The 26,646-nt window shown below is 70.9% G+C and carries 20 protein-coding genes and 2 riboswitches; of the genes, 10 read left to right on the forward strand and 10 right to left on the reverse strand.

Annotation, left to right across the window (positions count from 1 at the left end; translation table 11 throughout):
* The first annotated feature begins 185 nt into the window (after positions 1-185).
* The 4 genes from bioB to bioD all read left to right on the forward strand — a co-directional run bounded on the left by bioB (position 186) and on the right by bioD (position 5,222).
* Positions 186-1,574 (forward strand): biotin synthase BioB, encoded by a 1,389-nt coding sequence (gene bioB, locus B3G12_RS08860; RefSeq protein ID WP_290499935.1) that lies wholly within the window; start codon positions 186-188, stop codon positions 1,572-1,574.
* 76 nt (positions 1,575-1,650) lie between these two features.
* Positions 1,651-3,171: an aspartate aminotransferase family protein gene (locus tag B3G12_RS08865; protein WP_290499936.1), complete on the forward strand. Its 1,521-nt coding sequence runs from the start codon at positions 1,651-1,653 to the stop codon at positions 3,169-3,171.
* A complete protein-coding gene (locus B3G12_RS08870) occupies positions 3,168-4,304 on the forward strand; it encodes an aminotransferase class I/II-fold pyridoxal phosphate-dependent enzyme (RefSeq protein WP_186320706.1) in 1,137 nt (378 codons plus the stop codon). Before B3G12_RS08865 ends, B3G12_RS08870 begins: the two co-directional genes overlap by 4 nt.
* A 93-nt stretch (positions 4,305-4,397) precedes the next feature.
* The gene (bioD, locus tag B3G12_RS08875) at positions 4,398-5,222 is read left to right on the forward strand and encodes an ATP-dependent dethiobiotin synthetase BioD (protein WP_290499937.1); all 825 of its coding nucleotides are present in this window, start codon (positions 4,398-4,400) and stop codon (positions 5,220-5,222) included.
* A 203-nt stretch (positions 5,223-5,425) separates the two neighbouring features.
* On the opposite strand, the gene B3G12_RS08880 is transcribed toward bioD, so the two are convergent.
* On the reverse strand, positions 5,426-6,952 hold the full coding sequence (locus B3G12_RS08880) for a gluconokinase (RefSeq protein WP_145012098.1): 1,527 nt from the start codon (positions 6,950-6,952) through the stop codon (positions 5,426-5,428).
* A gap of 442 nt (positions 6,953-7,394) precedes the next feature.
* Here B3G12_RS08880 and ilvD point away from each other — a divergent pair, with 442 nt between their 5' ends.
* The 3 genes from ilvD (at position 7,395) to B3G12_RS08895 (ending at position 12,669) form a co-directional block, all read left to right on the forward strand.
* Positions 7,395-9,233, forward strand: coding sequence for a dihydroxy-acid dehydratase (ilvD, locus tag B3G12_RS08885; RefSeq protein WP_290499938.1), 1,839 nt, complete (start codon positions 7,395-7,397; stop codon positions 9,231-9,233).
* Positions 9,234-9,448: 215 nt separating this feature from the next.
* The gene (locus B3G12_RS08890; RefSeq protein WP_290499939.1) at positions 9,449-10,966 is read left to right on the forward strand and encodes an amino acid permease; all 1,518 of its coding nucleotides are present in this window, start codon (positions 9,449-9,451) and stop codon (positions 10,964-10,966) included.
* A gap of 215 nt (positions 10,967-11,181) precedes the next feature.
* A complete protein-coding gene (locus tag B3G12_RS08895) occupies positions 11,182-12,669 on the forward strand; it encodes an alanine/glycine:cation symporter family protein (protein WP_290499940.1) in 1,488 nt (495 codons plus the stop codon).
* A gap of 147 nt (positions 12,670-12,816) precedes the next feature.
* Here B3G12_RS08895 and B3G12_RS08900 read toward each other — a convergent pair whose 3' ends face one another.
* Positions 12,817-14,073 carry a hypothetical protein gene (locus B3G12_RS08900; protein ID WP_144941199.1) on the reverse strand — a complete coding sequence of 419 codons (1,257 nt, stop codon included), beginning with the start codon at positions 14,071-14,073 and terminating at the stop codon, positions 12,817-12,819.
* Between the two features lie 202 nt (positions 14,074-14,275).
* On the opposite strand from B3G12_RS08900, the gene B3G12_RS08905 reads away from it, so the two are divergent.
* Positions 14,276-14,857, forward strand: coding sequence for a hypothetical protein (locus tag B3G12_RS08905; RefSeq protein ID WP_290499941.1), 582 nt, complete (start codon positions 14,276-14,278; stop codon positions 14,855-14,857).
* 178 nt (positions 14,858-15,035) lie between these two features.
* On the opposite strand, the gene B3G12_RS08910 is transcribed toward B3G12_RS08905, so the two are convergent.
* The 8 genes from B3G12_RS08910 to B3G12_RS08945 form a co-directional block, all read right to left on the reverse strand.
* Complete coding sequence (locus tag B3G12_RS08910) at positions 15,036-15,527, reverse strand: CoA-binding protein (RefSeq protein ID WP_144828374.1); 492 nt, start codon at positions 15,525-15,527, stop codon at positions 15,036-15,038.
* Positions 15,524-16,936, reverse strand: coding sequence for an O-acetylhomoserine aminocarboxypropyltransferase/cysteine synthase family protein (locus B3G12_RS08915; RefSeq protein WP_290499942.1), 1,413 nt, complete (start codon positions 16,934-16,936; stop codon positions 15,524-15,526). The genes B3G12_RS08910 and B3G12_RS08915 overlap by 4 nt, the downstream gene beginning before the upstream one ends.
* A 214-nt stretch (positions 16,937-17,150) precedes the next feature.
* The gene (locus B3G12_RS08920) at positions 17,151-17,897 is read right to left on the reverse strand and encodes a succinate dehydrogenase/fumarate reductase iron-sulfur subunit (protein ID WP_290499943.1); all 747 of its coding nucleotides are present in this window, start codon (positions 17,895-17,897) and stop codon (positions 17,151-17,153) included.
* On the reverse strand, positions 17,897-18,907 hold the full coding sequence (locus B3G12_RS08925) for a hypothetical protein (protein ID WP_290499944.1): 1,011 nt from the start codon (positions 18,905-18,907) through the stop codon (positions 17,897-17,899). The genes B3G12_RS08920 and B3G12_RS08925 overlap by 1 nt, the downstream gene beginning before the upstream one ends.
* Before the next feature lie 347 nt (positions 18,908-19,254).
* The gene (locus B3G12_RS08930) at positions 19,255-21,429 is read right to left on the reverse strand and encodes an AMP-binding protein (protein WP_290499945.1); all 2,175 of its coding nucleotides are present in this window, start codon (positions 21,427-21,429) and stop codon (positions 19,255-19,257) included.
* A gap of 136 nt (positions 21,430-21,565) precedes the next feature.
* Positions 21,566-22,483 carry an ABC transporter permease gene (locus B3G12_RS08935; RefSeq protein WP_145012075.1) on the reverse strand — a complete coding sequence of 306 codons (918 nt, stop codon included), beginning with the start codon at positions 22,481-22,483 and terminating at the stop codon, positions 21,566-21,568.
* The gene (locus tag B3G12_RS08940; RefSeq protein ID WP_290499946.1) at positions 22,480-23,526 is read right to left on the reverse strand and encodes an aliphatic sulfonate ABC transporter substrate-binding protein; all 1,047 of its coding nucleotides are present in this window, start codon (positions 23,524-23,526) and stop codon (positions 22,480-22,482) included. Before B3G12_RS08940 ends, B3G12_RS08935 begins: the two co-directional genes overlap by 4 nt.
* 3 nt (positions 23,527-23,529) lie before the next feature.
* Positions 23,530-24,333, reverse strand: a complete 804-nt coding sequence (locus B3G12_RS08945) for an ABC transporter ATP-binding protein (RefSeq protein WP_290499947.1) — start codon at positions 24,331-24,333, stop codon at positions 23,530-23,532.
* Between the two features lie 7 nt (positions 24,334-24,340).
* Positions 24,341-24,432, reverse strand: a riboswitch (SAM riboswitch).
* Between the two features lie 140 nt (positions 24,433-24,572).
* Positions 24,573-24,687, forward strand: a riboswitch (SAM riboswitch).
* Positions 24,688-24,771: 84 nt separating this feature from the next.
* Between B3G12_RS08945 and B3G12_RS08950 the strand changes: the two genes are divergently transcribed.
* Positions 24,772-26,178 carry an LLM class flavin-dependent oxidoreductase gene (locus tag B3G12_RS08950; RefSeq protein WP_145012069.1) on the forward strand — a complete coding sequence of 469 codons (1,407 nt, stop codon included), beginning with the start codon at positions 24,772-24,774 and terminating at the stop codon, positions 26,176-26,178.
* 170 nt (positions 26,179-26,348) lie between these two features.
* On the forward strand, positions 26,349-26,642 hold the full coding sequence (locus B3G12_RS08955) for a hypothetical protein (protein ID WP_145012066.1): 294 nt from the start codon (positions 26,349-26,351) through the stop codon (positions 26,640-26,642).
* Positions 26,643-26,646 lie beyond the last annotated feature (4 nt).

Below are 26,646 nucleotides of genomic sequence, written 5' to 3' on the forward strand. Positions count from 1 at the left end.
TCTCGTGCCCGGGTGCGGGCCACGCGGAAACTCTACCGAGCGGGCGGGGTGGCCCGCGCTGGCGGGGGTGGGGCGCGACGTCGTCGTGGCCCGGACGGCGGCAGGGCGGCGGCCACCCGTGGGCCGCGTCCCGCAATGATGGCCCGGAGAATTGACAATCCTGAACACCGTTCAATAATTGAACAATGTTCAAGAACCCTGCCGAGCTGGCCGAGCGCGTCCTCGCCGGCGACCCCGTGACCCCGGACGAAGCCCTCGAGCTGCTGCACACCGACGACCCCGGCATGCTGGACCTCGTGGCCGCCGCCGCCCGGCTGCGCCGCGAGCACTTCGGGATGACCGTGAAGGTGAACTACCTGGTCAACCTGAAGTCTGGGCTGTGCGCCGAGGACTGCGGCTACTGCTCCCAGCGCCTGAACGCCGGGACGGACATCCTCAAGTACTCGTGGCTGAGCCCCGAGAAGGCCGTGGAGCAGGCCGAGTACGGCATCCGCGGTGGCGCGAGCCGCGTGTGCCTCGTGGCGAGCGGCCGCGGCCCGTCCAACCGAGAGGTGGGCAACGTGACCCGCACCGTGGAGGCGCTCAAGGAGCAGCACCCGGACGTGGAGGTCTGCGCATGCCTGGGCCTGCTCAAGGACGGCCAGGCGGAGACACTGAGCGGCGCGGGGGTGGACGCCTACAACCACAACCTCAACACCGCCGAGTCCAACTACGAGTCCATCTGCTCCACCCACACCTACCAGGACCGCGTGGACACCGTGGAGCGCGCCAAGGACGCCGGACTCTCCCCGTGCTCCGGGCTGATCATGGGCATGCGGGAGACGGACGAGCAGCTCGTCGAGGCGCTCTTCGCCCTGCGGGACCTGGGCTCGGACTCCGTGCCGGTCAACTTCCTCATGCCCTTCGACGGCACGCCCCTGGCCGGCACGTGGCAGCTGAGCCCGCAGAAGTGCCTGAAGATCCTCTCCGTGGTGCGCTTCGTGTGCCCGGACAAGGAGATCCGCATGGCCGGCGGCCGCGAGATGCACCTGCGCTCCCTGCAGCCGCTCGCCCTGCACGTGGTCAACTCCCTGTTCCTGGGCGACTACCTCACCTCCGAAGGGCAGGCGGCCAAGGCGGACCTGGACATGATCGCGGACGCCGGATTCACCGTCCTCGGCGCGGGTCCGTTGAGGGAGCACGACGACACGGTGCCCGCCGACACCTCGAACGGTGCGGCACCCGAGCAGGCCGCGGCGGGCCAGGCAGGTTCGACGGGCCCCGCGACCACGCCCTGCGGGTCCACGTGCGGAACCGGTGGACCTGCCGGTTCCGATGCCGCCTCGGGCGGCCGTCCGGACCCCTCCGACCCGGTCTCTTCCGGTCAGGGCGACGACGCCGCGGTGCCCTCCGCCGCCCCGGGCCCGGTTCCGACCCCGCCAGCTGCCCCCGCCCCCGTGTCTGCGGCGCTCGCCGCCCTGCTGAGCTCGGGCGAGGGGCCCGAGCGCGACGAGGACGACACCCGGGTGAGGATCGAGCTGAGCCCGACCGTGCGGCGTCGTGGTGCGGGGACCTCGGTGGCGCCGAATGCCTGAACCGGCACCGCAGATCACTCACGACACCGCGCCCGCCGAGAGCAGCGGGGAAGCTTCTTGCCCCACCGCGGGTGCCGTGGCAGATACGGCAGAACAGGGTGACGACGCCGCGCAGCCCACCCGCCTCGCCGCTCGTGACCGCGGGCTGCTCTGGCACCCCTACGCACCGCTGGACGGACCCGCACCCCACGCGGTGCTGGCCGCGGAGGGCGTGACCCTGACCCTGGAGACCCCGGAGGGGGAGCGGGTCCGGGCGATCGACGGCATGGCCTCGTGGTGGTGCGCGGTGCACGGCTACCGCAACCCGGAGCTGGACCGCGCCGCCGTGGACCAGATCACCGAGTTCTCCCACGTGATGTTCGGCGGTCTCACGCACCGCCCGGCCGTAGAACTCGCGGAGCTGCTGGTGGAGGTCACCCCGCCCGAGCTGCAGCACGTGTTCTTCGCAGACTCGGGTTCCGTGAGCGTGGAGGTCGCGCTGAAGCTCGCCGTGCAGTACCAGGCGGCCCTCGGGCGGCCGGAGCGCCGTCGCATCCTGACCGTGCGCGGCGGCTACCACGGGGACACCACTGGCGCCATGAGCGTGTGCGACCCCGAGGGCGGAATGCACGCCGAATTCTCCGGGCTGGTGGCGGAGCAGCTGTTCGTGGCACCGCCTCCCGCGGCGCACCCCCGGCGTAGGTCCGGGTACGAGGATCCCGAGGGGTTGCGGTCCCCGGAGAACCTCGGTGCGGCGGCCTCGGACACCGCTGGTTTCGTGCCTTCCGGGGACACCGAGGGGCCAGGTGGGAGCGGCGCGCAGGGTGCGGGAGCGCCGTCGTCGTCCGGGGCCGTGGACTGGGACGCCGACGACGCCGCCGTTGAGGCGTGGATCGCGGACGTGCGCAACGTCGCCCGCGCCCACCGGGACGAGCTCGCCGGGATCATCGTGGAACCCGTGCTGCAGGGCGCGGGCGGGATGCGCACGTACGACCCGCGGTGCCTGCGGGTGCTGCGAGAGCTGGCGGACGAGCTGGACCTGGTGTTCGTCGTGGACGAGATCGCCACGGGCTTCGGCCGCACCGGGAAGTGGTTCGCCAGTGAGTGGGCGGACGTGGTCCCGGACGTGATGTGCGTGGGCAAGGCGCTGACCGGCGGATACATGTCCCTGGCGGCGGTGCTCGTGTCCGAGGCCGTGGGAGCGGTCATCACGGCGTCGGAGCAGCGCGCGCTGATGCACGGGCCCACGTTCATGGCGAACCCGCTCGCGTGCGCCGTGGCCCTGCAGTCCGTGCGGATGCTGCGGGACTCCTGGTGGGCGAACGTCTCCCGGATCGAGGAGACCCTGCGGGAGATCCTGCCCGTGGCGGCGGAGCTGCGCGTCGTGAAGGACGTGCGGGTCATCGGCGCCGTGGGGGTCGTGGAGTTCCACGAGGCCCCGGACCCGGAGCTGCTCACCCGCGCGGCTCTGGAACAGGAGGTGTGGTTCCGCCCGTTCGGACGCCTGCTCTACACCATGCCCCCGTACGTCTGCACGGACGAGGAGGTCCGCACCATCGCCTACGCCCTGCTGCGGGCCGCGCAGGAAGTGGAGCTGACGGGCGGGGGATGGGCATGACGGTCGGTCCCCTTGACGACTGGCTCCGCGCTCGCGGCGAGCAGCGCGCGGAGGCGGGACTGCGACGTCGGCTGCGGACGCCGCCCCGGGCGTGCGTGGACCTGGCCTCGAACGACTACCTGGGGCTCTCCCGGGACCCGCGCGTGGTGGCCGCCGCCCAGCACGCGCTGGGGGAGCACGGCACAGGCTCTCGGGCCTCCCGGCTGGTGACCGGAACCCTGGGGGTCCACGAGGTGCTGGAGCGCGAACTGTGCGAGCTCACTGACCAGCCCGTCGCGCTCGCGTTCTCCAGCGGGTACGCCGCGAACACCGGGGTGCTGACGGCGCTGGGGGACGCGGACACGCTGATCGTCTCGGACGCCCACGCGCACGCGTCCCTGGTGGACGGGGCACGGCTGTCCCAGTCGCCGGTGCGGATCGCGCGGCACTCGGACGTCGCGCACGTGGCGCAGCTGCTGGCGGAGCGCGCGGAGGCGCGCGCCGTCGTGGTCGTGGAGTCCGTGTACTCGGTGTGGGGCGACCACGCGCCGCTCGCGGAGCTGGCCGCGCTCTGCCGCGCCGAGAACGCGCTGCTGCTCGTGGACGAGGCGCACGGGATCGGGGTAGCGGGCGGCGGCCGGGGGCTCGTGCACGAGCTTGGTCTTGCGGGATCGCCGCACGTGGCCGTGACCATGACGCTGTCCAAGGCGCTCGGCGCGCAGGGCGGCGCGGTGCTCGGGTCCGAGGCGCTGCGCGAGCACCTGGTGAACACGGCGCGCCCGTTCATCTTCGACACCGCCCTCGCGCCCGCCTCTGCCGCTGCGGCCACGGAGGCCGCGCGGATCGTGCGGGCGCACCCCGAACTGGTGGAGACCCTGCACGAGCGGGCGCGGTTCGTGGCCTCCGCGCTGGGCACCCCGCCGGCCCGCGCGGCGGTGCAGTCCCTCCCGGTGGCCTCCGCGGAGTCGGCCGTGCGGGCAGCGGAGGTGATCCGTTCCCGGGGCGTGGTGGTGGGGTGCTTCCGCCCGCCCTCGGTCCCGGACGGCATCAGTCGCCTGCGCATCACGGCTCCCGCGGACATGGAACTACACGTTCTGGCCCGGGCGTTGGACACCGTCCGGGACGTGGTGGGGGACGAACCGCAGGGCGTGTGAGGGGCCGCTCACCCTGCGGAGGAACTGCCCGCCGCCGCGTCAGCCACGTCCAGCGCACGTGGCCGCACTGCTTTCACTCTGACAGGAGAGACCATGACCACCAATCCCCTGGGCGACCTCGTCGCCTCCCTGGGCCACGCCGTCGTCGTGACGGGAACCGACACGGACGTGGGCAAGACGTACGCCACGGCGGCGCTCACGGTCTCCGGGTGGAACGTGGGCCGGCGGCGGATCGCGGTCTACAAGCCGCAGCAGACCGGGATGCGGGGCGGGGAACCGGGGGACGTTGACGACGTCGCCCGGCTGGCTCGCGCCGCCGGCGTGCCTCCCGAGGCACTCACCACCGCCGAGGGCCAGCGTCTCACCGAGCCGATGGCCCCGCCTCCCGCGGCGGCGATCGACGGGGTGGAGCTGCTCCCGCTCTCGGAGCACGTGATGAAAATTGTGGAATTACAAGAATCCCACGACCTCGTGATCGTGGAGGGCAGCGGGGGTGTGCTCGTGGAGCTGGACGGGGACCGGCGCACGATTGCGGACCTGGCAGTGGCGTTGCAGGAGGCTTGTGGGGAGCCAGGCGGGGCGGCCCAAACGGGCCGAGCGGCGGCCGAAACCAGCGGCCAGTTGAGTTCTCCCGAGACGTCCGAGCCCGTGAACGCGGTGGAACGTGACGGGGGGACGGTGAGCACTGTGCTGGTGGCGCGCCCGGACCTCGGGACGCTGAACCACACGCTGCTGAGTCTGGAGGCGCTGCTGCACCGCGGCGTCGAGGTGGCCGGGGTGGTGCTGGGCAGCTGGCCCGCCGACCCCGACCGCCTGGCGACCTCCAACAGGGAGTACCTCGCGGACCTGCCACCCGTCGCGGGCCGACGCGTTCCCCTCCTGGGCGCGGTTCCGCGTGGTTGGGGCGGGGCCGCATAGGAGCGGACGGGCGAAAAGAGGGGGACCGCCGTCGTCGTCCTAGCCACTCCGCCCACCCGAGCAGGCACCGGCTGCAAAAACTGAGCAAGTGCAGATCCGGGGCCCCAAAACTGCACTAGCGGAGCAAATGCAGGCCCGGCGGCGCAGGTGTGCACTAGCGGAGCAAACGCAGCAGGGCGGGCAGGGCCAACGGCGGAGCGGGGTCAGCGGCCCGCCACCAGCGCGTCGTAGAGGTGCTCGAAGCGCTCGTGGACTCCCCGGTAGTAGTCCTGCGTCTGCTCGCGGGGCTCGTAGGTGCCCGCCGGCTTCGGGTGGGAGCGCTCCACGTCCGGGGCGAGGGACTCCAGCATGAGCAGCGCGTTGCCGCGGCACGTGGAGCGCTTGATCGTCTGGTGGATCACCGGCTTGCCCAGGTAGTCGCCGAGGATCTGCAGCCAGGACGGCAGCTCCTGCGTGACCCGCCCGGCCGCCACGATCCGCTCCACGCTGTGGGCTGCGGCCTCCAACTCGTCGGAGACCCTGCGGTAGGACCCGGCGATCCCCTCGAGCATCCCGCGGGCCATGGCGGGTGCGTCCGTGGCGGCGGAGACGTCCGAGAACACCGCCCGCGCGCTGCCGGCCCAGCCCGTGGAGCGCTCTCCGGTGAGGAAAGGAAGTACCCCGGGGGTGTCGGTGGAAACGGGAAGGGCGGCGATGTCGTTCAGCACGGCGTCGTCCAGGGAGAGCGTGTCGATCAGCCAGCTCACGGCCCGGCCGACGTCGTTGAGGGCCCCGCCCAGCAGGCACCGCGAGTCGTCGATCCGGTAGCACCACAGACCCGCGGGGATCTCCTGCGGCTGGTGGTGCAGCAGCACGCGCATCGCCCCGGAGGTCGCGGCGGAGACCACGATGGTGTCCTCGCCTGCACCGCCCACGCCCAGGTTGGCGCACAGTCCGTCCGCGACCGGCGCGAACCAGTTTGCCTCCGAGAGCCCTCGCCACCGCTGCACGCGGGAGGGGTCCACGTCCCGCAGCGGCTCGTGCGGATCGAGCACGGGGGACAGCACGTCCTCGGTGATCCCGGCCGCCTTGAGCATCCGCCGGTCCCAGTTGCCGGAGCGCCGGTTGAGCAGCCCGGTCCACGCGGCGGTCGCGGTGCCGGCGGCGGTGGTCCCGAGCAGCCGCAGCCACACGTACTCGCCGATGCTCAGCCAGCGCTCGGCCGCAGCGAACTGCTCGGGCCGGGTCTCGCGCAGCCACCGGAAGCGCGGCGCCAGGTAGCTGGTGTGCAGCCGCGCGCCCATCTTCTGCTGCACGTCCCGCTCGTCCAGCTCCTCGCGCAGCTCCGCGAGCTGGGGTGCGCAGCGGGAGTCCCCGTAGGTGAAGCACTCGGTCACGGCGTCCCCGTTGGCATCCACGCCCACCAGGGAGGACGCGAACGAGTCGAGCCCGACGCCGCGCACCCGCCCCGCGAGCTCCTCCCGGTCGCACACGCGGTCCAGGATCTCGGCGATCTCCCCGGCCACCTGGTCCGGGTCGATCACGGAGGTGCCGTCCGCGCCCGTGGTGAAGGCGTGCGGGATCTTGTGGCGGTAGCCGCGCACGAGGGTCCCGGCGGCGTCGTGCAGGGAGCCTCGCGTGGCGGTGGAGCCGATGTCCAGCGTCATCACCAGCGGGTCCTGCGCCTGGGCCAGGTCCACCGCGAAGTCCGTGGAGTCGTCCCGGTGGGGCGTGTGCCTGTGCTTGCTCATGTCTCTCCTGCTCCTTCGCGGGGTGGCGCGTGACGTCCGCCCAGTCTAGGGACGGCCTCCGTCACGCGGCTCGGCGGACCGGCAATGGCGGGCAGGCGGGACGGCCCGACGGCGCACGGCGGGGCAGGTGGGCCCGCCCCGGTCCGCGCTGGGTATCGACGCCGCGCGGCGGGTTCGTGGGTCGGGCGCCGGCAGGGCGCGGGCCAGGGCGTCAGCGGAGCTGCAGGCCGGCGACGGTACGGCTGACCAGGCGACGGCGGGCAGGGAACCGGGCGACGCGGCGTCGTCGTCACCGGGCGCAAGATGCTGTCCGCCATGTGAGACCGGTGCCCGGCATGTGAACAGCGGCGGGGGCCGCGCGTATTCTGGGTGGAATGCGTTCTGCCGGGGCGCGGCACCCATGACCCGCCCGTCCCGGCCCAGACAAGGGGAAGGCAAGACAGTGCCGCAGCTGCGTTCAGCGACGTCCACCACCGGCCGCAACATGGCGGGAGCGCGTGCCCTCTGGCGCGCCACCGGTATGGGTAGCGAGGACTTCGGCAAGCCCATCATCGCCATCGCGAACTCGTTCACCCAGTTCGTGCCGGGCCACGTGCACCTGAAGAACATGGGGGACCTCGTGGCCTCCGCGGTCCGCGAGGCGGGCGGCGTCGCCAAGGAGTTCAACACCATCGCGGTGGACGACGGCATCGCCATGGGCCACGACGGCATGCTCTACTCGCTGCCGTCCCGCGACATCATCGCGGACTCCGTGGAGTACATGGTCAACGCGCACTGCGCGGACGCGCTCGTGTGCATCTCCAACTGCGACAAGATCACCCCGGGCATGCTCATGGCGGCGCTGCGGCTGAACATCCCGGTGGTGTTCGTCTCCGGCGGCCCCATGGAGTCCGGTGAGGGCGTGGAGGGCGTGGTGGAGCACCGCGTGGACCTGGTGGACGCCATGGCCCTGGCCGTGGACGAGTCGGTCACGGACGCGCAGCTCGCCCAGATCGAGGAGAACGCGTGCCCCACGTGCGGCTCGTGCTCCGGGATGTTCACGGCGAACTCGATGAACTGCCTGACCGAGGCGCTGGGACTGTCCCTGCCCGGCAACGGCACCACGCTGGCCACCCACGTCAACCGCAAGCGGCTGTTCCTGGAGGCCGGTCGCCGTGCGGTGGAGTCCGCCAAGAGGTACTACGAGCAGGACGACGAGTCCGTGCTGCCCCGCAGCATCGCCACGAAGGCCGCGTTCGAGAACGCCATGGCTCTGGACATCGCGATGGGCGGCTCCACCAACACCGTGCTGCACATCCTCGCCGCCGCGCAGGAGGCGGAGGTGGACTTCAACCTCTCGGACATCGACGCACTCTCCCGCCAGGTCCCGTGCCTGGCCAAGGTGGCGCCGAACTCCACGACGTTCCACATCGAGCACGTGCACCGCGCCGGCGGCATCCCCGCGATCCTGGGGGAGCTGCGCCGCGGCGGGCTGCTGAACGAGGACGTCCACACCGTGCACTCGCAGACCATGGGCGAGTGGCTGGACGAGTGGGACATCCGCTCGGGCAAGGCATCCGACGCCGCCAAGGAGTTCTTCCTGGCGGCACCGGGCGGCGTGCGCACCACCCAGGCGTTCTCGCAGGCCAACGAGTACGAGGACCACGACGTGGACGCCGCTGGGGGCTGCATCCGCTCCGTGGAGCACGCCTACACGAAGGAGGGCGGGCTGTGCGTACTCTTCGGCAACATCGCCGAGGACGGCGCCGTCATCAAGACGGCGGGCATCGACCCGGAGCTGTTCCACTTCGTGAGCAGGGCGTTCGTGGTGGAGTCCCAGGACGAGGCCGTGCACGAGATCCTCTCCAAGAACGTGAAGGAGGGGGACATCGTGGTGATCGCGTACGAGGGCCCCAAGGGAGGCCCCGGCATGCAGGAGATGCTCTACCCCACGAGCTACCTCAAGGGCCTGGGGCTGGGCAAGAAGTGCGCGCTGATCACGGACGGCCGCTTCTCCGGCGGCACCTCCGGGATCTCGATCGGCCACATCTCCCCGGAGGCCGCCGCGGGCGGTGCGGTGGGGCTGATCGAGCACGGTGACGAGATCGAGATCGACGTGGAGAACCGCGTGCTGCGCGTCAACGTGGACGACGCCGAGCTGGCCCGCCGTCGCCAGGAGAAGGGTGAGGCGCCCTGGAAGCCCACCAGGCCGCGCGAGCGCAAGGTCTCCAAGGCCCTGCGCGCGTACGCATCGATGGTGACGTCCGCGGACAAGGGCGCGGTGCGGGTGGTCGAGGACTGAGCCGACGGCGACGTCGCTCTGCCGGACTCCACGGGGGCGCTCACCGGGGCCGCGTGCCCGGGTGAGCGCCCCTGCGGCGTGCACGCGTGCGTTGCGCGCCGTGACGCGGTGAGCGGCGTGGCACCGGGTGTGGTCCGCGCGACGCCGTAGGCTCACCAGGAGCGGAGCAGCACGTCCCCACGGCGTGTCTCGGGTTTCTGGAAGGGGACGGTGTGATGGCCACACATGGACGGGACGCGGCGCGGGAACTGCCCGCGGCACGGCAGTTCCAGGAGGAGGCCTCCGGTTTCCGGAAGGGCCTGGGGCAGCGGCAGCTGCAGATGATCGCGATCGGCAGCGCGATCGGCACGGGACTGTTCCTGGGTGCCGGCGGCCGCCTCCGGGAGGCCGGGCCGTCCCTGTTCGTGCTCTACGCGGTCTGCGGGTTCTTCGGCTACCTCATCCTCCGTGCGCTGGGGGAGCTGGTGGTGCACCGGCCGTCGTCGGGCTCCTTCGTCTCCTACTGCCGCGAGTTCTTCGGGGAGAAGGCCGCGTTCGTCTCCGGGTGGCTCTACTGGCTGAACTGGGCGATGACGGCGGTCGCGGACGCCACGGCCATCGCCATCTACATCGCGTGGTTCGGGCAGTACAGCGAGTTCATCGCGGGGATCCCGCAGTGGGCGCTGGCCCTGGTGGTCGTGGTGCTCGTGCTGGCGCTGAACCTGGTCTCGGTGAAGATCTTCGGGGAGCTCGAGTTCTGGTTCGCCCTGGTCAAGGTGCTCGCACTGCTGGTGTTCCTGGTGATCGGCACGCTCTTCGTGGTCTTCGGGACCCCCACCGGCTCGCAGGTGGGTTTCTCGCTCATCACCGAGAACGGGGGCCTGCTGCCCACGGGCGTGCTGCCCGCGCTGATCGTGGTGCAGGGTGTGGTGTTCGCGTACGCGGGCATCGAACTGGTGGGCACCACCTCGGGCGAGACGCGGGACGCCGAGCGCGTCATCCCGCGCGCCATCAACCTGGTGATCCTGCGGATCGCCGTTTTCTACGTGGGCTCCGTGCTGCTGCTGTGCCTGCTGCTGCCCTACACCGCGTACAGCGCCACGGAGAGCCCGTTCGTCACGTTCTTCGAGTCGATCGACGTGGCTGCGGCGGCCCCTCTGATGCAGCTCGTGGTGATCACGGCCGCGCTGTCCTCGCTCAACGCCGGGCTCTACTCGACCGGGCGGATCGTGCACTCGATGGCCATGGCCGGCTCCGCGCCGCGATTCGCGGGGAGGCTGACGGCGTCCGGGGTGCCCTACGGTGGGATCCTGCTGACCGCCGTCGTCGCCCTGCTGGGGGTGGGCCTGAACCTGGTGGTGCCGGAGGAGGCCTTCGAGATCGTGCTGAACCTGGCCGCCCTCGGGACCATGGCCGGGTGGGCGGCCATCACGATGTCCCACATGAAGTTCGTCGCCCTGGCCAAGCGCGGGCTCTACCACCGGCCGCCGTACCGCGCGCCGCTGTCCCCGTTCACGGACTGGCTCACGCTCGCGTTCCTGGCCGGGGTGCTCGTGCTCATGGCCGTGGACTACCCGGTGGGCACGTGGACGCTTGTCTCCTCGCTCGCTCTCGTCCCGTGCCTGGTGCTCGGGTGGTACCTGGTGCGCGGGCGGGTCCACGAGATCGCCCAGCAGCGCCAGGGCTTCACGGGCGCCTTCCCCGTGGTGGCGGGCCCGGGGCCGATCCCCGGCCGCCGTGACGAGCGACCGTAGCGCACGACGTCGCCGGGGCGGGTTTCACGGGTGCCCGTCGGGCGGTGCGGCTCCGTCACAGCCCGCCGCTCCCGGGGCTGATCCCGGGCAACCCGCCGGGGATGCACTACTGTGTCCTCAATCGGTGCCGCAGCGTGCCGCTCATCCTTCCCGGCTCCGCCCGCTCGAGCAGCGGCGGGGCCGGAACCTTCCCAGCCGCACAACACGGAGTTTCCATGGAATCACTGACAGAGCTCGTCGCAACGGTGGGTGGCTACGTCTGGTACGTGGTCTTCGCCATCCTCATCGGCGTGGGCTTGTACCTGACCATCCGCACCAAGGCCATCCAGTTCCGCGGCATCCCCGAGATGTTCCGCGTGCTGACCGATCCCGCGGGTGAGGAGGACGGGCGCAAGGGCATCTCCTCGTTCCGCGCGTTCACGGTCTCCGCCGCTGCGCGCGTGGGCACGGGCAACATCGCCGGCGTGGCCATCGCGATCACTCTGGGCGGGCCCGGCGCCGTGTTCTGGATGTGGGTCATCGCGGCCATCGGTGCCGCGAGCGCCTTCGTGGAGTCCCTGCTGGGCCAGCTCTACAAGGTCAAGACCGCGGACGGCTACGTGGGCGGTCCCGCGTACTACATGGAGCGCGGGCTCAACAAGCGGTGGATGGGCCTGCTGTTCGCGGTCATCATCACCGTCACCTACGGCTTCGTGTTCAACTCCGTGCAGTCCAACTCGATCGTGGACGCCGTGAGCGGCTCCTTCGGCGTGGACATCACCAACGGGCAGGGCCTCTGGCTGCGCGTGGTGCTCGGTCTGGCCCTCGTGGTGCTCACCGCGGCCGTGATCTTCGGCGGCATCCGTTCCATCTCCTCTGTGACGCAGGTGCTCGTGCCGGTCATGGCCGTGCTGTACCTGATCCTGGGTCTGCTGGTCCTGGTCCTGAACATCACCGAGGTTCCGGCGATGTTCGGGATGATCATCCAGGGCGCCTTCGGCATGCGGGAGTTCATCACGGGCGGTCTGATCGGCGTGATCATCCAGGGCATGAAGCGCGGTCTGTTCTCCAACGAGGCTGGCATGGGCTCCGCCCCGAACGCCGGTGCCACCGCGTCCATCTCCCACCCCGCCAAGCAGGGCTTCGTGCAGTCCCTGGGCGTCTTCTTCGACACCATGCTGGTCTGCTCGATCACCGCGTTCATCGTGCTGCTGTCCAACCCCACGTTCGGAGACGAGCGCCAGGGTGCGGGCCTGACCCAGAGCGCCCTCGGAATGCAGCTGGGCGACTGGGCCGTGCACTTCCTGACCGTGGCGATCTTCCTGTTCGCGTGGTCCTCGGTGATCGGCAACTACTACTACGGTGAGTCCAACGTCCGCTTCATGACCAAGTCCCGCACGGCCATGGGCGTCTACCGCTTCGCGGTGCTCGTGTGCGTGTTCATGGGCGCCATCCTGGCCCTGGACCTGGTGTGGTCCCTGGCGGACCTGTTCATGGCGTTCATGGCCACGCTGAACCTGATCGCCCTGGTGATGCTCGCCGGCGTGGCCGCCAAGGTGCTGCAGAACTACATGGAGCAGCGCAAGGCCGGCGTGGAGCCCGTCTTCAAGGCCGGTGACATCCCCGGTTTGCACGGGCTCTCCGCGTGGGACGGCACGGACACCGTGACGCTGCCGATCTTCTGGGAGCAGCGGGGCCGCGACAAGGACGGGGCGCGCCGCTGATCCCGCGGGCGCGGCGTCGTCGTCCTCGTCCCGAGCTCTTGACGACGATGCCGCCCGCGCCCTTCCACGAAACAGCCCCCGGCAGGTGCCGGGGGCTGTTTCACGTTCGGGGGTGCTCCCTCGCGGGCACCGTGGGCGCGCCGGGGATCAGGAGGAGGACGAGTCCTTCTCCGCGTTCTGGTCGCGCTTGATGAGGGCGTCGATGGCGCCCGTGAGGGTGTCGTTGTCCGCGGGGGAGCCCTCGGTGGCGTCACGCAGCTGGTTCTCGTTGTACTCGGAGAAGTCCTGGCTGTCGTCGCCGCGCTTGGTGAGCAGCGCACGGATGCGGATGCGGCGCCCGGCCTCCGTACTGATCTTCTCCCGGTTGCGGAACCACCACACGAACATCACGACCATCAGCACCAGGCCCACGTAGCCGATCACCGGGTACACCACGCTCATGAGAGTGCCGAAGCCCACCAGGCTGATTGCGTAGCCCACGAGACAGGTGACCAGGAAGATGGGGACGTAGCGGCTGCGGTGGTTGACCGTCATACGGCGGCCCAGAGCGTAGAACATGCTGATGCAGGTGTTGTAGATCATCACGAACGTCACGAACACCATGGCCATGGCCGCGACGGGGTGCATGGTCTCGAAGAGCCTGAGCATGGGAACGTCCGCCTCTCCCACGCTCGGGTAGTTCACCAGCAGGGCGAACGCATTCATGGTCAGCAGAACGGTGTAGACCACGCCGCCGATCAGACCGCCACGGCCGGCGTCGCGCGGGTCCAGGGTGTTGCCGCCGATCACCAGGGACATGGACACGCCCAGCATGAGCGCCATGGAGGTGTAGTTGATCGCGGAGAGCCACCACGGGGAGACCGGCGAGTCCGCCTGGACGGCGAGCTCGTGCGCGGCACCCAGGTCCACGGGCAGCTGGAACAGGGTGTAGACGAACGCCACGATCACGGCCACGAAGATCGTGGGCGTCACCGCGGAGATGATGTTCGTGACCTTGTTGACGTCCAGCAGGCCGGTGACCATCACAATGGCCACCATGATGGCCGAGCCGATCCACGCCGGCAGCCCGAACTGCTGCTCCAGCGTGGAGCCCGCGCCCGCGAGCATCACGATGCCCATGGCGAACAGCGTGAGCGACACTGCGTAGTCCAGGAAGTGGGAGATCCACGGGGAGGACACGGAGCTGAAGACCTGACGGTGCTCGTCCGCCATGAAGTAGCTGCCGATGTTGATGATCACGGCACCGGCGGTGATCATCAGCACCCCGGCCACGATCGCCCCGGCGAGACCCCACGCACCGAACGAGATGAAGTACTGGATGACCTCTTGACCGGTCGCGAAACCGGCACCGACCATCAGGCCCACGAAGGCCAGTGAGACTTGCATGGTTTTCTTGACGGACACAGGTGGGACTCCTCGCAGGTGTGGTGGGGTGGCGAAGGCGCGGCCCGGTCGGGGCGCACCCCGCCGAGCATTCATCCGCCAAGCATAGAGACATGACCGGGCGCGTGCGTGCGCCGCCCCCGGCACCGGGTGCCGCAGCCCCTCCGGCGACCGGCCGCGGTGGCATACTCGTGAGGGACGTTTTCCGCGGAAGGAGCAGCTCATGACGCAGCAGTGGCAGTCGGACCTCGATGCCTGGGCGGGCGGATGGGCCGCCATCCGCGAGGACGAGACCCCACAGGGCGTTCGGGCGTGGAACGGTTCCCTCCCGCAGGACACGGTGGCCGGCGTGGAGCTGGTCCTGGTGTGTGAGCCCTCGGACGCGGGTACGGTCCGGGATGCCGTCGTGGCGGCGGGCAGCGACGTCCTCTCCACCGACGTGCTGCTCTGCGGCGCGGTGCAGGACCTCGACCGCGGCCTGGGCTTCCCCGGGGACGCCGGACTCTTCGATGCACCAATGGGCGACTGGTCGCGCTTCGAGGTGGACGAGTGGGGTCAGCCCGTGGCTCACTCGGCCATGTCCGTGCAGGAGGGCGTCGCGTTCGTGGGCGCGCTGCACGCGGACTCGTCGCAGGACCGCGATCCTGCCGAGGTGCTGGACCCGCTCGTCTCCGCCATGGCCAACGAGGCCTTCCTCGCGGACGCCGAGCGCCTGTACACGGTCGTGCCGGAGAGTGAGCTCCCCGCCCGCGAGGCGCAGGGCTGGCAGCGGGTGGCCGCGGTGGTGCGCTGCCTGAGGCGCTGACCGGCAGGGGCACGTTCCAGCTGAGGTGCGCACCAGCCGAGGCCCGTGCCGCGCAGCAGAGGGTGCGGCGTCGTCGTCGTGGCACTGCGCGGCCCGGACATGAATCCGAGGTGTAGAGGTACCCGGTTCCGTGCAGGAAATCCGGGTGTCCCTACACCTCAGAGGGCCGCCGTCCCGGTTACGCGAGAACCTGGCGCTTCGCGGAGACCACTCCCGTGTTGAAGCCCGCGAGGTGCAGGCCGCCGTGGAAGCGTGCGTGCTCGATCTTCACGCAGCGGTCCATGACCACGTTCAGTCCGGCGTCCTCCGCGATCCTCGCGGCTTCCTCGTTCCAGGAGCCGAGCTGCAGCCACAGCGTCTTCGCGCCCGCATCGACCGCTTCCTGCGCCACCCCGGGCAGGTCAGCGTCCTTGCGGAACACGTCCACGAGGTCCGGGGGCTCCGGCAGGTGCGCGAGGGACGGGTAGACCTTCTCGCCGAGCACCTCGTCCAGCACCGGGTTCACGAAGTACACGCGGTACGGGCTCGAGGAGCGCAGGTAGGTGGCCACGAAGTAGCTCGCGCGCGAGGGCTTGTTGGACATCCCCACGATCGCCACGGAGCGGGTGCTCCTCAGGATGCCCAGCCGTTCGGGGGCGCTGGGGCCCACCCAGGTGCGTTCGGTGCTCATGCCCGTCCTCCTTCGTGCGCGCCTGTGGCGCTGGTGTCCTGCTCAAGGATCTGCCGTGCGGCGTCCTCGAGGATGGCCTCGGGGCCGACGACGCCGCCCTCCCGGTTCCTGCCACTGGCCGCGGTGAGCGCCTGGTCCAGGTCCCAGATGATGTCCGCCGCGTCCTCCAGCCCCACGGAGATGCGGATGAGGTCCTCCTTCACACCGCCGGCCGCGAGCTGCTCGGAGCTCAGCTGCTGGTGCGTGGTGGAGGCGGGGTGCAGCACGAGGGTGCGGGCATCTCCGATGTTGGCCAGATGGGAGGCGAGCTGCAGGGCGCCGATGAACCGGGCGCCCACCTCGCGCCCGCTCAGCTCGTCCGTTCCGGCGACCCCGAACGCGAAGACCGAGCCCACACCGTGCGGGAGATACTTCTGCGCGCGGTCGTGGTGAGGGTGGTCCTCCAGCCCGGCGTAGTTGACGTAGGAGATGCGGGGGTCGCTGTGCAGCCACTGCACCACCTCGCGCGCGTTGCCCACGTGGGCGTCCATGCGCTGGGGAAGAGTCTCCACACCCTGAAGCAGGTTCCACGCTGCCTGCGGGGTCAGGGCGGGCCCGATGTCCCGCAGCTGCTCCGAACGCAGCTTGGTCAGGAACCCGTACTCACCGAAGTTCCCCCACCACGTCACGTTGTTGTAGGAGGGGACCGGTTCGGTCATGGCTGGGAAGTTCCCGTTGCCCCAGTCGAAGCGGCCGGATTCGACCACCACGCCACCCAGGGTATTGCCGTGCCCGCCCAGGAACTTGGTGATCGAGTGGATCACGATGTCCGCGCCGTGCTCGAACGGGCGGCACAGGTACGGGGTGTTCAGGGTGGCATCGACGACCAGCGGCACACCGGCCTCGTGGGCGACCTCCGCAAGACCCTCCAGGTCCGCGATCTCCCCGGACGGGTTGGCCACGAGCTCCGCGTAGACAGCCTTGGTGTTCCCGGTCAGCGCCGCGCGGTAGTCCGCCGCGTCCGTACCGGGCACGAACGTGGTCTCCACCCCGAAGCGGCGCAGGGTCACGTCCAGCTGGGTGACCGTGCCTCCGTAGAGCTGGGACGAGGCCACCACGTGGTCACCCTGCCCGCACAGCGCGGCGAACGTGATGAACTCGGCGGCCATGCCCGAGGCGGTGGCCACCGCGCCGATCCCGCCCTCGAGGGAGGCGATGCGCTCCTCCAGGGCCGAGACCGTGGGGTTGCCGATCCGGGAGTAGATGTTGCCGTACTTCTGCAGCGCGAACAGGTTGGCGGCGTCGTCGGCGTCCTTGAACACGAACGAACTGGTCTGGTAGATCGGCACGGAACGCGCGCCGTGCTCGGCGTCCGGGGTGCCGCCCGCGTGCAGGGCCCGGGTGCGGAAACCGAACTGGTGCTCGGCCATGGATCCTCCTGAACGGCCTGCGCAGTGGGTCCCGCGGTGAAACTGTTGCAGCGAGTGCGAACGCTCCATCGGTCCTGGCGGTAGCACCGTGCAGCGGGCCGGGCGCTGCGGGTTGCTGCGGCGTCGTCGATCCAGGTCTCTCGGCCGCTCGGGATGGTCCGTCCATTGTGGGACGGACCCCGGGTGGCCCACAAACCGGTGTGACGCCGCGCGGCTACTTCTTCTCGGCGCCCGCGGAGCCCTCGTCGTCGTCGGGGCCCTGCGGCGCGGGGTAGCGCTCCGGGAACTTGCGGTGCAGGTTCTCCCGCGTGACGGAGGTGAGGTTCTGCAGCGGCAGCCCGGCGGGGCACACCTCGGTGCAGTCGCCCAGCAGGGAGCACGGGCCGAACTCCTGGTCGGCGGCGTCGAGCACCTTGGCGGCGCGTTCGTCGCGCTCCTCGGGGGTCTTGGCCAGCGGCGGCAGGTGCTTGAGCATGGTGCCCACGAACAGCTGGCCGGAGCCGTTGGGGCACGCGGCGATGCACGCGCCGCAGCTGATGCAGCCCGCGGTGTTCAGGGCCTTCATGGCCACCGGGAACTTGGCCTCCTTGGAGACCCGCCGCAGGGACTTCTTGTCCACGGAGAGGTCCTTCTTGACCGGCAGGGCACCGGCGCGCATGGGCTCGACGAAGATCTCGTCCCCGTCCCGGTAGGCGTTCAGGGACTGCATGCACGAGGCCCTGTTGCGGTCCGGACCGTGCGGGACACCGTCCACGGTCACGCCGCACTTGCCGCAGATGCCCTCGCGGCAACCATCGTCGAAGCTCACGGGCTCGTCCCCCTGGCGCTCCAGGGTCTCGTTGACGGCGTCCAGCAGCTCGAGGACGCTCATCTCCTCGCGCGCCTCCACGGGATGGACGGTCTCGAAGCCGCCCTGGGTCTCGGCGTCCGGCTGTCGCCAGACGTGCACGGTCAGCAGCATCAGCGCACCACCTTGATTTGTACGGCTACAGGAATGCTCACGTTGCCAATCGCGACGACGGCGCCCACGGCCTTCGCGGCCACGTCCACCCGGTGCACACGCTGGGCGGTCCCGGTGAGCCCGGTGTCCAGCGCGGCGGTGCGCAGCCCGTGGACCATGTGCCCGGCCAGGGCGGCCATCGACGCCGCGTAGAACGCCGCGACCACCGGCCGGGACAGGCTCGAGACCAGGTTTCCGTAGGCGTCACCGTGCTCGAAGGAGCGCGCGGCCGCCGGGCGGGTTCCGGTGGTGAGGTCCATCACGTGGTAGCCCACGAACAGGCCCAGGACCGCGCCCGTGGAGCGCATCGACCGGGCGACGAGCTGGGGGAGTGTGCGACGTCGTCCCCGGGGGCGCCTGCGGGGGGCGCCGGAGCGGTCGGGGAGGAAGGCGCCGGCAAATGGCGCGCGGCGGGAGGCCTTCGGCGTGCCCGTGGGTGCACCCGTTGGCTGTTCGGGTGCGCTCGTCGGGACGCCCAGGGCCCGCCCGGGCAGCGCAGGGCGGGGACGCGAGCCCACCACCGTGGCGATCCGGAGCGTGACCTGCCGCGCTGTGACCGCGACCGTTCGGCCCTCCCAGCGCATGCTGCGCAGCGTGAGCTCGGTGCCCGCGAGCACGTGCACACCGGCGCTCGCGAGCAGACCGGCCCGCGCGACCCACAGCAGGGTGTTCGGCGGCAGCACCGGGGCGCCCGCGCGGCGCAGCAGCCGGGCGTACTCGTTGAACCGCTCACGGCCCGCGTAGACCTGCATGTTCCCGGCCATGTGCCCCACGGTGAACAGGCTCAGCGCGGTGCCTGAGGCCGCCATGGCGAGCTTCAGGTCCGGGTTCGACGCCGCTCCCAGGGTGCGCTGCCACGCGTTCGAGCGCGGGGCGGCGTCGTCGGGCGCGTCCGAGGGGACGGCAGCCGGCGCGGCGGGGCGTGACGCGCGCGCGGCGGGCTCTCGCGGGGAGGGATCGGAGAAAGTCATCACTGCCCAATCCTAGAAGGTGGCGCGGGAGGGACCAGTTCCGGGGGTCACACGCGGTCACGCCTGCCGGTGCACTCAGCTCCCTCGGACCCCTCGACCTCGGCGGGCCCACCAGGTGGTTCAGGTCTGCGGCGGTGACACCCCGCGGACCGCCGCCTCCACGTCCGCCCGGAGGGAGGGAAGCGCGGGCGCCATCCTGACCACCAGTGGGGCTGCAACCCCGCAGCGATCGCCCGCTGCTGCTCCTCGGTGGCGGTCACCTCGCGGGGCAGCAGCAACCGTGCAGGGCCGACCGCGGGGACCTGGTCGGAGGAGGCGTCTGCGGGAGGGTCGTCCATGGGTGCAGGCTACAAGGACGTACGACGGCGACGGCGGTCCGGGCCCTGGCCGACCTGCCCCCGTGCCGCCAGGACGTCCGCGATCGCGTCCAGCGCCTCCTCGTTCTGCAGCGAGGAACGGTCGCCCAGGGGCGCGCCCTCGTAGAGCTGGCCCAGCAGGCGGCGGGTGATCTTTCCGGAGCGCGTCTTGGGCAGGTCCGGCACGGCGACGACCTCCCGCGGCTTGGCGATCGGACCGATTTCCCGGGCCACGTGGGCGCGCAGCTCGTCCCGCACCTCCTCCTGGGACAGGGACAGCGCCGCACGGCTGAGCACCACGTAGGCGAGCACCGCGTGCCCGGTCACCGGGTCCGTCACCGGCGTGGCCCCGGCCTCCACCACGTGCGGGTGGGTGACCAGCGCGGACTCGATCTCAATGGTCGACAACCGGTGCCCGGACACGTTGATGACGTCGTCCACGCGCCCGAGGATGTAGAGGTCCCCCTCCTCGTCCGTGCGGGCGCCGTCCCCGGCCAGGAACCAGCCGCGCTCGCCGTAGGCCGCCCAGTAGGAGGCGAGGAAGCGCTGCGGGTCCTTCCACACCGTCCGCGCCATGGACGGGCCGATCTTGTCGACCACCGCGAAGCCCTGCAGCCCCGGGGCCACGTCCTCGCCGGACTCGTCCACCACGCGCAGCGACACCCCCGGCACCGCGCGCGTGACGCAGCCGGGCTTCGGAGAGGTGTGCGGAGCGGCGTCGTCGAACGTGCCGGGAGGGGCGAACTGCGGGTCGCGCGGACGCGGGGAGGCCACGCACGACCCCGTCTCGGACTGCCACCAGGTGTCCACGAACGGCACCTCGTCCCGGCCCACCTGCGCGCGCAGCCAGCGCCACGCCTCGGGGTTGATGGACTCGCCCACGGAGCCGAGCAGGCGGATCGAGGACAGGTTGTAGACCGGCGGCAGGCCCCTGGGGAACGCGCCCATGAGCGAGCGGATCAGAGTGGGCGCGGTGTAGTAGTTGGTCACGCCGTAGCGCTCGATGACCTCGAAGTGCCGGCCGTAGTCAGGGGTGTTCGGGGTGCCCTCGTAGATCACCTCCGACACGCCGTTGACCAGCGGTCCGTAGATCTCGTAGGTGTGGGCGGTGACCCACGCGAGGTCCGCGGTGCACCAGTGGACGGTCGAGTCCACCTTGGCCGGATCGTTCACGGTCGAGAGCTCGTCCGGGCGCACAGTTCCGTCCGCGTCCGGGACGTCCGGCAGGAGATCGAACATGAGCGCGTGGGTGTATGCCGTCTGCACCAGGTACCCGCCCATGGTGTGGACCAGGCCCTTGGGTTTCCCGGTGGTGCCGGACGTGTAGATGATGAACAGCGGCGTCTCGGCGTCGAACGCCTCGGGTTCGTGGACCTCGGAGGCCTGCGCGGTGAGCTCGTGCCACCACACGTCCCGTCCGGGCGTCCACGGCACGAGCTCCTGGTCCTTGGACCGCAGCCCGCGCGTGCCCCGCGGCAGGTCCGTGCGGCCGGGGCGTGAGGTGCGGCGCACCACCACCACGTGCTCGATCGCGTTCTCCCCGTTGCACGCTTCGTCCGCCGCGGCTTTCACGGGCACGACGACGCCGCGCCGGTTCTGCCCGTCCGTGGTCACCAGCACCTTCGCGCCGGTGTCCTCCACACGGAACTTCAGCGCCTCGGCTGAGAACCCGCCGAAGACCAGTGAGTGCACCGCGCCGATCCGGGCGCACGCCAGCGTGATGATGACCGTCTCGGGGATCACGGGCAGGTAGATCACCACGCGGTCGCCCTTCTCCACACCGAGGTCCAGCAGGGCGTTGGCGGCCTTGCAGACCTCCCGCTGCAGGTCCGCGTACGTGTAGACCGCACGGTCCCCGGGCTCGCCCTCGAAGTACAGGGCCACGTGGTTGCCGCGCCCCGCTGCCACGTGGCGGTCCACGCAGTTGTAGGACACGTTGAGCGTGCCGCCCTCGAACCACGCGATCTCCGGGACCGTGTAGGTGGGATTGCCGTCCTCGTCCTCCCCGGTGCGCCGCGGCTTCTCGAAGCGGTGGGTCGTGTGCCACGGCTCGGCCCAGTCCAGCCGGCCGGCCTGCTCCGCCCAGAACTCGATCCGCGCCTCGTCCGAGATGAGCGCGGGGTTCGGGGTGGGGGCGTGGGGGTCCGTGTATGCGAACGCGGTCATCGTGGTGTCTCCTGGTTCATGGTCCGTCGGAGGTCAGGGGGCGGCGGCCGTGGGGCTCGCGCCTCGGGTGGGTGGCGTGCTCAGGGGTGCGGGCGTCGTCGTCGGGTGCCGACGCCGCCCGGACGAGAAACCGGGCTCAGGTGGCGGGGGCCGAGCCCCACCGGTGCTGTGTCCAGCGCTCGAAGACCCCGATCAGCGCATCTGTCAGCTTGCCCAGCACGGCGAGCAGCACGATCGCGAGCAGGAGCCGGTCCGTGCGACCGTTGTTCTGCGAGTCGGTGAGCAGAAATCCGAGCCCCATGGAGGAGCCGAGCAGCTCGGCGGCCACGAGGAACAGCCACGCCTGGGCCAGCGCGAGACGCAGCCCGGAGATCACGGCGGGCAGCACGGCGGGCAGCTGCACGGTGGTGAACAGCCGGACGCCCCGGATGCCGAACGAGCGGGCCGCCTCGACGATCTGCCCGTCCACGTGCTGCAGCGCCGCGGAGACCGTGGTGTACACGGGGAAGAACGCGCCGATGGCCACCAGGGTCACCTTGGAGTTCTCCCCAATCCCGATCCACAGCAGCAGCAGCGGAACCCAGGCCAGGGACGGTACCGCGCGCAGGGCTCCGACGGTGGGCCCGGCGAGGATCCGCGCCCACGGGGAGAGTCCCACCAGGGCGCCGACGGCGAGGCCCAGGGCGCTGCCGAGCATGAATCCTACGACCACGCGCTGGGTGGAGATCCCCACGTGCACCCACAGGTCACCGCTGCGCAGCAGCTCCCACCCGGCGCCGAGGACGGCCGAGGGCTGCGGGAGCTGCACAGGGGAGTAGAAGCCGTTCGTGGACAGGAGGTGCCACACGAGCAGCAGCAGGACGGGCAGCACCAGTCCGAGCAGGGCGACCGTGAGCCGGGTGCGCGGCACGGAACCTGCCCGTCGACGTCGTGGGGGCAGCGGACCGGAGCCTTCGTGCTCGGCGGCGGGCACCGTGCTCGCGTTCGCGCCGCCGAGGGGTTCGCCGGTCACCTCGTCCAGGGTCGTGCTTCCGGAGGTGGAGTGCGTGCTCATGGGGCGTTCCCTTCGATGGCCCGGGCCGCGGCGTCGGCGTCCGCGCTCTGTGCGTAGTGCTGCTCGACAATCCCCGCGAGGGCGTCGTCCACATCCTGCTGCGAGGGCACGTCCCCCGAGTCGACGAGGATCGGGCCCACCTCCCGCAGCACGGCGAGCTGCTTCTCGCCGGGGACGGGGTCGATGTCCAGGTGGGTGCGGTGCCACACACGGGTGGCGGTGTCGAGGTCGATCTTCGCCGCTTCCGCGAGGACCTCGATCCCCTCGTCACGGTGCCGCGCCGCCCAGGAGCGGGCATAGGCGTAGGTGTTCACCACGTCCTGGGCGCCGGTGGGGTTCAGCCGCAGGAAGACCTCGCGGACGTTGAGGAAGCCGTAGGTGTTGTACTCGAGTTTGCGGTGGAACAGCACGTCGCCGTTCTGCTCGGACGCCGCCATGATCGGGTCCAGCCCGGACCAGGCGTCCACCCGGCCGGAGTCCAGGGCCGTGCGCCCGTCCGCGTGCTGGAGGTTCGTCACGGTGACGTCCTCCGCGCTCATCCCCGCAGCCTTCAGGGACTGCAGCAGGAAGAAGTAGGGGTCCGTCCCCTTGGTGACGGCCACGCTCTTGCCTGCGAGGTCAGCGATGGCGCGCACGGGCGAGGCCGCCGTGCGCACCAGGGCAGACCACTCGGGCTGGGAGAAGAGGCTGATGGTCTTGATCGGGGAGCCGTTGGCCCGTGCCAGCAGCGCGGCCGAGCCGGCGGTGGAGCCGACATCGACCACGCCCGCGCGCAGGGACTCGTTCGCCTTGTTCGACCCGGCCGAGTAGACCCAGGTGACGCTCTGGCCGTGCTCGGCGGCAACCTTCTCGAGCCACCCCTTGGACTTGATGATCAGTGACAGCGGGTTGTACGTGGCGTAGTCCAGGTAGATCTCGTCCGCGGAGCCGCCGGCCACGCCGCGTCCGGGGCCCTCCCCGGCCATGACGCAGCCGCTCAACGGCAGCGCCAGGGGGGAGAGGGCGGCGGCACGCAGCACGCCCCGGCGTGAGACGACGGGCACCCCTCAGCGCTCCACACCGAGCAGGCGCAGCAGGTGGGTGCGCATGGCGGTGAGGCGGGTGTCGTCCCGGGAGCGCGGGCGGGCCTGATCCGGGGCGAGCACCTCCGCCACCGTGGCCGGGCTCGTGGGGGTCTCTCGGGTCAGGACGACCACGCGGTCGGAGAGGACGAGCGCCTCCTCGACGTCGTGCGTGACCATCAGGACCGTTGTCGGATCCGCCCGGTGCACCTGCAGCAGGAGGTCCTGCATGCGGATCCGGGTGAGGGCGTCCAGCGCGCCGAAGGGTTCGTCCAGCAGCAGCACCCGGGGGTTGCGGGCCAGCGCACGGGCCAGCGACGCGCGCTGCGCCATGCCGCCCGAGACCTCTCCGGGGCGGTGGCCCGCGTGGTGGGTCAGCCCCACGAGATCCAGCAGCTCGGCCACCCGGCGTCGGCCAGTGCCGCTCGGGGTTCTCGCGGGCAGGCCGAGTTCCACGTTCTTCGTGATCGTGCGCCAGGGCAGCAGCCGCGGCTCCTGAAAGCCGACGGCGCAGCGCGGGTCGATCCCGGAGACGACGTCGTCGTCGATCCGTACCGCGCCGGACGTGGGGGCGCTGAGGCCGCCCACCGCGCGCAGCAGCGTCGACTTCCCGCAGCCCGAGGGGCCCAGGACGGTGACGATCTCTCCCGGCTCGACCCGGAAGGAGACGTCCGTCAGGACGGGCTGCTCGTACCGACCGTCGCGGGAGGGGAAGGACTTGCCCAGGTTCTCGAACGAGACCGCCGCGGCGTCGAGGGCGGTGTCCGGGCGTGTGAGGACATGACGCAACTCATCAACTCCATCGTTCCTGGCATTAGCACCTTGCCCGCGTGGGGCCGGTTGCTGCGACGTCGACGAGCCAGGTCTCTCAGCCGCTCCGGATGGGAACGCCCTCATTCAACGGTTGCCCGGAGCGGTGATGCAAGTCGGTGTGAGACAGCCCACGGGGATCGGTGGTGCGCGGGGTCACGCGGCGTCACGTGGAGCTTCGCCTGCTGAGGGAGCGTGGTTAGACTCTGGATCGAGACGATCACGAGTTCCGACGTTCAGCCCTGGCTTGTCGGACGGCAACCCTCTCCCGTAGCGGGGTGCCCCAGGTGAGGATCGGGCCGCATGGCACACCGCATGCGGCAAGTACGGCGCCGCACACGCGCGCGCTGGACCCGCAGATGGCCGCCGCGGGCGGTGCACGGGGTGCGGGTTGCGTCAACTTCAAGGAACCGGCACATGAGCAAGCGGATCTCCGTCAACGCATTTGACATGACCTGTGTGGACCACCAGAGCTTTGGCCTGTGGCGGCACCCGCGGTCCCGGGCCACCGAGTACAACACGCTCGAGTACTGGACGAATCTGGCCCGGCTGCTGGAGAAGGGGAAGTTCGACGCACTCTTCCTGGCGGACGTCGTCGGGATCTACGACATCTACCGCAACTCCGCGGCACCGGCCGTGCGGGACGGCGCGCAGGTCCCGGTCAACGACCCGTTCATGCAGGTCTCGGCCATGGCCGCCGTGACGGAGCACCTGGGCTTCGGCGTCACGAGCGCAGTGACCTACGAGCAGCCCTACACCCTCGCCCGGAAGTTCGCCACGCTGGACCACCTCACGCGCGGGCGCGTGGGCTTCAACGTGGTCACCTCCTACCTGCCCTCCGCCGCTGAGAACCAGGGGCTGCCGCGCCAGATCGAGCACGACCAGCGCTACGAGATCGCGGAGGAGTTCCTGGACGTGTGCTACAAGCTCTGGGAGGGCTCGTGGGAGGACGACGCCGTGGTGAAGGACCGCGAATCCGGGGTCTACGCGGACCCCACCAAGGTGCACCCCATCCGGCACGCCGGCGAGCACTTCACGGTTCCCGGGGCCGGGCTGACCGAGCCGTCCCCGCAGCGCACGCCGCTGATCTTCCAGGCGGGTGCATCCTCGCGCGGGCAGGCGTTCGCCGGGCGGCACGCGGAGGCGGTGTTCATCGGCGGCACCCGCCCGGACCTCACCCGGTACATGACGGACAAGATCCGCGAGCAGGCGCAGGCCCAGGGCCGGGACCCGGAGGACGTGAAGATCTACGCGATGCTCTCCGTGGTGGTCGCGGACACGGATGAGGAGGCCGCGGAGAAGTACCGTGACTACCTGCAGTACGTGGACCTGGAGGCGTCCCAGGCGATCATCGGCGGCTGGTCCGGCGTGGACCTCTCCCAGTTCCCGGAGGACGAGGCCCTGAACTACATCAAGACCGACTCCATCCAGTCCTTCCTCACCCCGTTCACCCTCCAGGCGAAGGACAAGCGGTGGACGCGCGAGGAGATCGCCAAGCACTGCGCCCTGGGCGGGATGGGCGCCGTGATCGTGGGCTCTCCGTCCACCGTGGCGGACGAGCTGGAGCGCTGGGTGGACGAGGGCGGCCTGGACGGCATCAACCTGGCCTACCACGTGAGCCCGGGCTCCTTCGAGGACTTCGTGGAGTACGTGGTCCCCGAACTGCAGGCCCGCGGCCGCTACCGCACCGAGTACGAGGGCTCCACCCTGCGCGAGTCCCTCTACGGAGCCGGCCAGGACCGCGTGAAGGACACTCACCCCGCCGCGGCCTACCGGGGCGCGTTCGCGGACGCGTGCTCCGTGGCCACGGCCAGTTCCCGCTGAGCGGCGGCCCGGGACGCAGGGAGGACGACGCCGCACGGCCGGGTTGCCGGGGCACCCCACTCGGGTGGGACAACGGCCCGTTTCCCGCCCGGGGTCCGCGCCGCCGGGGCCCTGTTCCGGACGGCACTAGTTCCGGACGGTGCCGCAGCGGGCGGTGCAGGGTGGCGGGCGTGCGCGCGGACCGGGCAGAGCGGATGCCGGAGGGCGGCGTGGTGATGCTCGCGTTCCAGGCGATGGACCGCGGTCGGGCGGTCGTCTCCTTTGACCACGCCGTGGGCCCGGCCTGGCGCTGGCACCCCGAGGTGATGGCGGACCACCTCCTGCGGGCCGGCTTCCGCGAGGTCTGGCACACCATGAGCCGCCCGGACGAGGGCCACCGCTTCCCAGAGTGTCACCTGCTGGCGGTACGCAGCCTGGAACCGATCCCACAGGATCCGGTGAGCTGCGGCTGCCGAGTGGAGTGACGGT

It is taken from the genome of Kocuria sp. UBA5001 (assembly GCF_002398425.1).
Classification (GTDB): domain Bacteria; phylum Actinomycetota; class Actinomycetes; order Actinomycetales; family Micrococcaceae; genus Kocuria; species Kocuria salsicia.

Coding starts and splice junctions, on each gene's coding strand:
- bioB (WP_290499935.1), top strand. CDS start 186: ATGTTCAAGAACCCTGCCGAGCTGGCCGAGCGCGTCCTCGCCGGCGAC.
- B3G12_RS08870 (WP_186320706.1), top strand. CDS start 3,168: ATGACGGTCGGTCCCCTTGACGACTGGCTCCGCGCTCGCGGCGAGCAG.
- bioD (WP_290499937.1), top strand. CDS start 4,398: ATGACCACCAATCCCCTGGGCGACCTCGTCGCCTCCCTGGGCCACGCC.
- B3G12_RS08880 (WP_145012098.1), bottom strand. CDS start 6,952: ATGAGCAAGCACAGGCACACGCCCCACCGGGACGACTCCACGGACTTC.
- B3G12_RS08890 (WP_290499939.1), top strand. CDS start 9,449: ATGGCCACACATGGACGGGACGCGGCGCGGGAACTGCCCGCGGCACGG.
- B3G12_RS08895 (WP_290499940.1), top strand. CDS start 11,182: ATGGAATCACTGACAGAGCTCGTCGCAACGGTGGGTGGCTACGTCTGG.
- B3G12_RS08905 (WP_290499941.1), top strand. CDS start 14,276: ATGACGCAGCAGTGGCAGTCGGACCTCGATGCCTGGGCGGGCGGATGG.
- B3G12_RS08910 (WP_144828374.1), bottom strand. CDS start 15,527: ATGAGCACCGAACGCACCTGGGTGGGCCCCAGCGCCCCCGAACGGCTG.
- B3G12_RS08915 (WP_290499942.1), bottom strand. CDS start 16,936: ATGGCCGAGCACCAGTTCGGTTTCCGCACCCGGGCCCTGCACGCGGGC.
- B3G12_RS08920 (WP_290499943.1), bottom strand. CDS start 17,897: ATGCTGCTGACCGTGCACGTCTGGCGACAGCCGGACGCCGAGACCCAG.
- B3G12_RS08925 (WP_290499944.1), bottom strand. CDS start 18,907: ATGACTTTCTCCGATCCCTCCCCGCGAGAGCCCGCCGCGCGCGCGTCA.
- B3G12_RS08930 (WP_290499945.1), bottom strand. CDS start 21,429: ATGACCGCGTTCGCATACACGGACCCCCACGCCCCCACCCCGAACCCC.
- B3G12_RS08935 (WP_145012075.1), bottom strand. CDS start 22,483: ATGAGCACGCACTCCACCTCCGGAAGCACGACCCTGGACGAGGTGACC.
- B3G12_RS08950 (WP_145012069.1), top strand. CDS start 24,772: ATGAGCAAGCGGATCTCCGTCAACGCATTTGACATGACCTGTGTGGAC.